Source organism: Nonomuraea sp. NPDC004186 (assembly GCF_053603495.1).
This window is the reverse complement of the sequence record NZ_JBSGFQ010000242.1, coordinates 1-6812: the sequence shown is the minus strand read 5'-3', so window position 1 is coordinate 6812 and position 6812 is coordinate 1. Positions and strand designations below refer to the sequence as shown.

The 6812-nt window shown below is 71.4% G+C and carries 2 protein-coding genes and 1 pseudogene; 2 read left to right on the top strand and 1 reads right to left on the bottom strand.

Annotation, left to right across the window (positions count from 1 at the left end; all coding sequences use genetic code 11):
- Window positions 1–288: pseudogene (locus ACWEPL_RS64660) on the bottom strand (hypothetical protein); the annotation flags it as partial.
- 290 nt (window positions 289–578) lie between these two features.
- Between ACWEPL_RS64660 and ACWEPL_RS64655 the strand changes: the two are divergent.
- On the top strand, window positions 579–3182 hold the full coding sequence (locus ACWEPL_RS64655; protein WP_452442910.1) for a M4 family metallopeptidase: 2604 nt from the start codon (window positions 579–581) through the stop codon (window positions 3180–3182).
- Between the two features lie 8 nt (window positions 3183–3190).
- Window positions 3191–6691, top strand: a complete 3501-nt coding sequence (locus ACWEPL_RS64650) for a carboxypeptidase regulatory-like domain-containing protein (protein ID WP_452442908.1) — start codon at window positions 3191–3193, stop codon at window positions 6689–6691.
- Window positions 6692–6812: the final 121 nt, after the last annotated feature.

Sequence of the window (6812 nt, the reverse complement as noted above, 5' to 3'; positions counted from 1 at the left end):
GCGCAAGGGCTCGGTCGCCAGGACCATGGGCAAGGTCTTCTTCCGGTTCGGGGAGAAGGAGTACTGGTGCTCCGCCAGTGCGGTCGCCGCCGGAACGCGGGCGGTCTTGCGGTCGGCGGGCCTGCCGACGGAGATCGTGTGGCGCTCCGAGGAAGGCGCGGCGGGGGACGGGGCAAGGGACGGGGCGGGGGAGGGGCTGACGGGATCGGCGAGGGCGGGGGCGGGGGCGGTCATTCCGGTCCCTGCCATCGCGACGGCGAGCATGACCAATAAGAACCTGCGGCGCATCGGCTGCTCCAGGCTGGGTCGGGCCGTGAGAACGGACTTCGCTCCGGGCGTTCGTGTCACGGCGGGCCGGGACCAGCGACACCAAGATCAAAGCGGAGAAAACGTATACATCAACACGTACGCGGTCAAGTCCGAAAAATGGATATTGACGGAACATGACGGAGGCTCAATACTCCAGGTGATCAATCCCCTGGCCTCCCTACAGCCCCCGTGAGCACTGGTCTACGCATGCCTGTGTGCTGGCGGTCTGCACCCTTCCCGTTACCCCCCGCACCTGTGTGGAGCATGCCATGCGCTTGGCCAAAAACGTTTTCCGTGCCTTATGGGCGGGTGGGCTCGCAGCCGCGGCCTGCGTCGCGGTGACCTGGGGGATGCTGGCGCTGCTCGTGAGCGGCGCGGAAGGACTGGTCGGGAGTTTCCTGGCCAGGAGCGTGAACGGGGTCACCACCGCGGCGGCCGCCGCCACGGGCGGGCCGGTGGACTGGTGGTCGGCCACGCTCTCCTCCGGCGGCCGGATCTGGCCGCTGCGCTTCCTGCTCCAGGGCTCGCCGATGGTGCTGCTCGCGCTCGGGCCCGTGGCGGCCGGGCTGACGGCCGGCCTGCTCACCCGGGGCAGGGCCCGGCTGTTCGGCGCCTCTGTCGGTTACGCCGCCGTGATCACCACCACGGCCACGGTCACCGCCCTGGTGGCGCCCGGCGAGCTCGCGGCCGTCAGCACGCCCTGGCCGATCGCGTTCGTGCTGGCCCTGGCCTGGTGCTTCGCCGTGGGGCTGGCCGGCCAGGCGGCGCGCCGCGTGAAGGTCGTGGCCGCCGGCGCGGCCGTCCTGCTGCTCGCGCAGCTCTCCGTCTCCGGTTCCGCGGTCGCCGCCCCTCCGGCGAAGGCCAGGACCGAGCTGCCGGTGACCATGGCGGCCGCGGGCCCGCCCGAGCCCGCCCCGGTCGGCTACTTCCGTCCGGGCGTGACCGAGGCGCTCGCCAAGGTGGGGGTCTCCAACGCCTCCGACGGAGCGAAGATCGCCGCCGACACCGGCGTCGCCATGGCCAAGGACCCCTGGCTGGGCGTGCCCACGATGCTGAGCCTGCAGAGCCCCACCGGCAAGGACGTCAAGAGCTGGCTGCGCGCCAACGCCGGGCTCCTGGCGTCCAAGGACCCCGTCGCCCAGCTCACGGAGCTGCCCGCCAGGCCCAAGGACCCGCTGGGACTCAAGCACGACTGGTTCCAGCAGCAGGTCGACGGCGTGCCCGTGTACGGCGCCCGGGTCGGCGTCCACCGCGACGCCAAGGGCAAGACCGTGCTCAGCCTGACCAACAACTTCATCCCCGACCTGGCCCCCACCGGCACCAAGCCGACCCTCGACCCCGGATCCGCCGTGACCGCCGCCGGCCGGGCCATGCCGGGCGCGAAGGCGGGCGCGGCGCCCGAGCTCCTGCTGCTGCCCGACGAGCCGGACCCCGGCAAGCCGGTGGCGGCCACGCTGGTCTGGCGGGTGCCGATGGCCGCCGACGACGGCCGTTCGACGGTCTTCTACGTCGACGCGCTCAGCACCGGGCGGATCGTCAAGTTCGAGCCCGGCCACCTGGAGTACAAGAACCGCAGCGTCTGGGACCTGAACAACAACCCGCGCCCCAGCGGCGGCCCGGCCAGGACCGAGGGCGAGGGCCCGGTGTCCGAGCCCGACGTCAACGCCGTCTACGACCACAGCGGCCGCTTCTACGACTACCTGTCGAGCACCTTCGGCCGCGACAGCTGGGACGGCGAGGGCGCCAGGATGAACTCCTACGCCCGCTACTCCAACGACCGCAACCACCAGCCGGTCAAGAACGCCTTCTTCGACCCGCTGACCGGCGAGACCATGTTCGGCGAGGGCACCGCCACACTCACCATCGTCTCCCACGAGTGGCAGCACGGCGTCACCCACTCCAGCGCCGGCCTGTTCTCCTTCTTCCAGGGCGGCTCGCTCCACGAGAGCTTCTCCGACGTCTTCGCGGCCTTCACCGAGTACAAGGTCAAGGGCAGCACCAACTGGAAGGCGGGCGAGGGCAGCTCGCTCGGCGTCATCCGCGACCTGGCCAACCCCAGCGCGCTCAGCTATGACGGCAAGCCGCACCCCGACCACTACAGCAAGTACTGGCTGGGCTGCGCCGACGGCGGCTGGGTCCACTTCAACAGCCTGATCCCCAGCCACGCCTGGTACATCCTGGCCACCCGCATCGGCATCGAGAAGACCCAGGAGATCGCCTACCGCGACCTCACCACCCAGCTCGGCCCGCGCTCGCGCTTCTCCGACACGCGCGCCGGCGCCATCCAGGCGGCCTCGGACCTGTACGGCAAGAACTCGCCCGAGATGCTGGAGGCCTGGCGGGCCTTCGGCGCGGTCGGGATCGACGGCAACTACGAGTCGCCGCGCCAGGAGTGCATGTGCTTCGCCGACGAGTCGCTGACCGGCGTCGGCCTGGAGGCGCTGGACCCCGACGGCGCCGGCACCGACGCGACCGTGGCCGGCCTGCTGCGCGTCCGCGACATCTTCGAGAACGCCGAGTCCGGCGCCGTCATGCACTACGCGCAGCTGTACGCGCGAGCCAACAGCCGCGCCATGGAACTCCTCACCACCAGCGACACCCTCCGCAGGCAGACCGCCCACCTCATGCAGAGCATGGAACCGGCCTTCCGCACGGTCAACACGCCGCAGGGCGACCTGACGACCGTCACGCAGGGGCAGATCGACGAGATCAACGCGCTGGTCGACGCCTACCTCGAGGCTGACATCGACGCGGGCAGCGACGGCACCTGGACGGCTCTGGCCCGCTCGGAACTCGAGTACGCCAACATCCAGTCGATGGTCGGCATGTCGGTCAACGAGGCGTACGCCTACCTCGAATCACTCTTCGACTAAGGAAACACATGCGCCGCCGCCTCCTGACGGCCCTCTGGCTGGTGCCCGCGTTGTTGCTGGGCTCAGCCGTACCGGCCGCCGCCGCGAACGACCCCCTGCCCGACCGGCTCGACCGCGCGGTCGCCGCCAAGCTCGCCGAGCACGACATCACCGACGTGTTCGTGATGCTCAAGGAGAAGGCGGACCTGTCCGGCGGGAAGTCGCTACGCGGCCATGCCGCCAAGGCCGAGCACGGGTTCCGCACGCTGCGCTCGACCGCCGAGCGCAGCCAGCGCGGCCTGCGCTCCTTCCTCCAGGACTCCAAGGCGATCTTCACGCCGTACTGGCTGGTCAATGCCGTGCTGGTGCGCGGAGCCGACGCCGGCCTGGTCAAGCGGCTGGCCGAGCGGCCCGACGTGGCCCGGGTACGGCCGGCCGGCAGCGTCTCGCTGCCGGAGCCCGAGCGCGCGGCCAAGGCCGTGGCCCAGGTCGCGGGCGCGGAGTGGGGCGTGGACTCCGTCGGCGCCCCGCGCGTCTGGTCCGGCTTCGGCGCCAAGGGCGAGGGCATCGTCGTCGCCACGATCGACTCCGGCGTGCAGTACGACCACCCCGCCCTGGCCGGGCAGTACCGCGGGCGCAAGGCCGACGGGAGCTACGACCACAACTACAACTGGTTCGACCCCACGCTGGTCTGCGGCGTCCCCTCGGCGACGCCGTGCGACAACAACGGGCACGGCACCCACACCATGGGCACCATCGTCGGCGCGGGCGGGATCGGCGTGGCGCCCGGCGCCACCTGGATCAGCGCCAAGGGCTGCGAGACGAGCAGGTGCAGCGACGTCTTCCTGCTGGAGGCGGGCCAGTGGATGCTGGCGCCCACCGACCTGGAAGGCAACAACCCGCGCCCCGACCTGGCGCCGCACCTGGTGAGCAACTCCTGGGGCGGTGACGCGGGCGACCCCTTCTACCAGGAGATCGTGAACTCCTGGGTGGCGTCGGGCATCTTCCCGCTCTTCGCCGCGGGCAACGCCGGCCCCGAGTGCGCCACCGCGCACTCGCCCGGCGACTACGCCAACACCTACGCCGTCGGCGCCTACCAGTCCGACGGGAAGATCGCCGACTTCTCCAGCCGCGGCGACCCGGAAGGCACGGCGATCAAGCCCAACATCGCCGCGCCCGGCGTGGCCATCCGCTCGTCCGTGCCGGGCAGCGGCTACTCGGCCTACAGCGGCACCTCCATGGCCACGCCCCATGTGGCGGGAGCGGTGGCGCTGCTGTGGTCCGCCGCGCCGACCCTGCGCGGCGACATCGCCGCCACCAGGCGGGCGCTGGACGAGACCGCCGTGGACGTGACCGACTACAGCTGCGGCGGCGACAGCGCGAACAACCGGGTGTGGGGGCAGGGGCGGCTGGACGCCTTCGCCGCCGTCACCTTCGCGCCGCGCGGCCAGACCGGCACGCTCGCCGGAACCGTCCGCGACGCCACCGGCGCGGCCGTGCCGAAGCCGACCGTGACGCTGACCGCCTCCGGCGTCAAGCGGACCCTGACCGGCGGCGCCGACGGGACCTTCAGCATCCCGCTGCCTCCCGGCTCCTACGAGGTCACCGCCTGGGCCTTCGGCTTCGCGCCCGCCACCGGCACCGCCACCGTGGTCGCCGGCGCCACCGCCACCCGTAACCTGTCGCTGGCCACGGTCCCGCGTTACGACGTCTACGGAGAGGTCCGGCAGTCCGGCGGCGAGCCGCTGCCCGGCGCGGTGGTCAGCATCGAGGGCACCCCCTACGCCCCCGTCACCACCGAGTCGGACGGCGCCTTCGCCATGCTCGGCGTCCCCGTCGGCACCTGGCGGGTGAACGTGCAGGGAGCCCGGTGCGGTGCCTCCACCACGGTGACGCTCGTGGTCGACTCCGACGAGGTCCTCCAGATCGACACCCCGCTGCGCAAGGACGCCTTCAACAACAAGTGCGACGTCATCCCGACGCTCACCTGGGAGCCGGGCACCACCCCGCTGGCGCTGACGGGTGACGACGCGGGCGTCGCGGTCACCCTGCCCTTCTCCTTCCCGCTGTACGGCAAGCCGTACACCAAGGCGTGGATCTCCACCAACGGCTTCATCAACTTCCAGCGGCTCAGCACCCTGTCCATCAACAGCCCGATCCCGAGCGGTGGCCTGCCCAACTCCGCGATCTACGCCTTCTGGGACGACCTCGTCGTGGACTCCTCGGCGCAGGTGCTCACCGCCACCCTCGGCGCCGCGCCCAACCGGCGCTACCTCGTCGAGTGGCGCAACGTCACCCTGGTCTCCCAGCCCACGGCGCGCCTCACCTTCTCCGCGGAGCTGCACGAGAACGGGCAGATCCTCATCCAGTACAAGTCGCTGTCGAGCGGCCTGATGCCACGCGGCTCCTCGGCCACCATCGGCATCGAGAACAGCACGGGGACGCTCGGCTTCGAGTACTCCAGCAACGTGCCCGTGCTGCGCTCGGGCATGGGCATCCGCTTCTACGGCGCGGGCGTCGTCCAGGGCGTGGTGCGCGACCCCGCCGGCACGCCTCTCAAGGGCATCGAGGTCGGCTACGCGATGCCGAACGACTCGACGCTCATGGAGCAGGCCGTCACCGACGCCACCGGCGCGTACCGCCTGTTCCCCCTGCCGGGCGAGTACACGGTGTCGATCGCCGCCGCCGACTGGGAGTACTACTCCTCCAAGGTCACGCTCGGCGAAGAGGGGCAGGTCATCGACCTCGACATCACCCTGTATCCCAGCAGCAGCGACATCTCCGGCGTCATCAGGGACAGCTCGGGCAAACCCCTCCCCGGGGTGAGCGTGGCCGTCATGGACCGCAACATCGCGGCCGCGACCACGGACGAGACCGGCGCCTACCGGCTGACCGGCGTCCACGGTGGCACCCAGTGGATCCAGGTGTTCGCCCGGGCCTGCGAGGTGATCGTCCAGAAACGGCTGACAGTCACGGGCGACCTGGTCGTCGACCTGACCCAGGGCATGCCCGTCGACGACTCCGGCTTCGCCTGCACGCGCAAGCCACGCGCGTGGGTCGAGGGCACCGAGGTGCGCAACGTCAACGCGACCACCAGCGAGATGGTGCCGCTGCCCTTCTCCTTCCCGCTCTCCGGCGACACCTTCACCAGCGTGGGCGTCACCGGTCTCGGCATGCTGCTCTTCTACGACGCGCTGACCGGCGAGTGGTCCTGGGCCGCGCCGTACACCGACAACCTGGACTACGACGACCAGTCCTCGGTGCGCACCGCGACGGTGAACGGCGCGTTCGTCGTCGAGTGGCGCGGCGTCCTGCTCAAGGGCACCGGCCTGCGCCTCACCTTCGAGGCGGTGCTCCACCCCGACGGCCGCATGGTGTTCCAGTACGGCGACCTGCCCGACGACCCGCGGATCCGCAACGGGGAGGGCGTCGTGGCGGTGTCGAACGCCTACGGGCCCGACGTGCTGCTGATCCGCGGCACGCTCGACCCCGAGACGGCCTTCGAGGTCCGGCCGGCCCCTCAGAGCTGAAGGCCGGACGGGGGCCGCCCCCCGTCGGGGGGGGGCCCAGGCCCGGGGGGGGGGACAGGGTCGGGGTGGGGGGGGCCGGGGGGATAGGGATGTGGGGGGGGGGGGGGGGTTGTTTTTTGAT

Excerpts from the sequence above, each read along its gene's own strand:
- ACWEPL_RS64655 (WP_452442910.1), top strand. The coding sequence starts at position 579 with ATGCGCTTGGCCAAAAACGTTTTCCGTGCCTTATGGGCGGGTGGGCTC.
- ACWEPL_RS64650 (WP_452442908.1), top strand. The coding sequence starts at position 3,191 with ATGCGCCGCCGCCTCCTGACGGCCCTCTGGCTGGTGCCCGCGTTGTTG.